Source organism: Mesorhizobium sp. M7A.F.Ca.US.014.04.1.1 (genome assembly GCF_003998745.1).
GTDB classification, from domain to species: Bacteria; Pseudomonadota; Alphaproteobacteria; order Rhizobiales; family Rhizobiaceae; genus Mesorhizobium; species Mesorhizobium ciceri.
Genome location: NZ_RZRW01001305.1, coordinates 1 through 657, shown reverse-complemented (window position 1 = coordinate 657; position 657 = coordinate 1). Strand labels below are relative to the sequence as shown.

At 66.1% G+C, this 657-nt stretch carries 1 pseudogene; it reads left to right on the top strand.

Features of this window, described 5'->3' with window-relative positions:
• Positions 1 to 18: 18 nt before the first annotated feature.
• Positions 19 to 657: pseudogene (locus tag EOA22_RS36220) on the top strand (class I SAM-dependent rRNA methyltransferase); the annotation flags it as partial.

Genomic DNA, 657 nt, shown 5'->3' with positions numbered 1-657 from the left:
CCGACCTCGGCGCGGCTCATCCGGGCCCGCCGCGAAGGCGCTCTGCCCGCCGAACATCTTCCCGTGATCCTGGAAGTGGCGCCCAATGCCGATTATGCGCTGCTCGACAGCGGCACCGGCCAGAAGCTCGAACAATATGGCCCCTACCGGATCGTGCGGCCAGAGGGTCAGGCGATCTGGCAAAAGGCATTGCCGGCAAAGGAATGGGAGCGCGCCGACGCCGTCTTCACCGGAGACACCGACGAGGAGGGGATCGGCCGCTGGCGTTTCCCGAAGCTGCCGCTCGGCGAGACCTGGCCGATGAAGCATGACGGCATCGACTATCTCGGCCGTTTCACCTCGTTTCGTCATGTCGGCGTCTTTCCCGAGCAGGCCTCCCACTGGGACCACATGGCCGGGCTGATCGCGGCGGCGAAGCGGCCGGTCAAGGTTCTGAACCTGTTCGGCTATACCGGTCTCGCTTCCTTGGTGGCGGCTCGCGCCGGTGCCGAGGTCACCCATGTCGATGCCTCGAAGAAGGCGATCGGCTGGGCCCGCGAAAACCAGGAGATGGCCGGCCTCGGCAGCAAGCCGATCCGCTGGATCGTCGACGACGCGGTGAAATTCGCCGAGCGCGAGGAGCGCCGCGGCAGCCGCTACGATATCATTCTGTTCGAC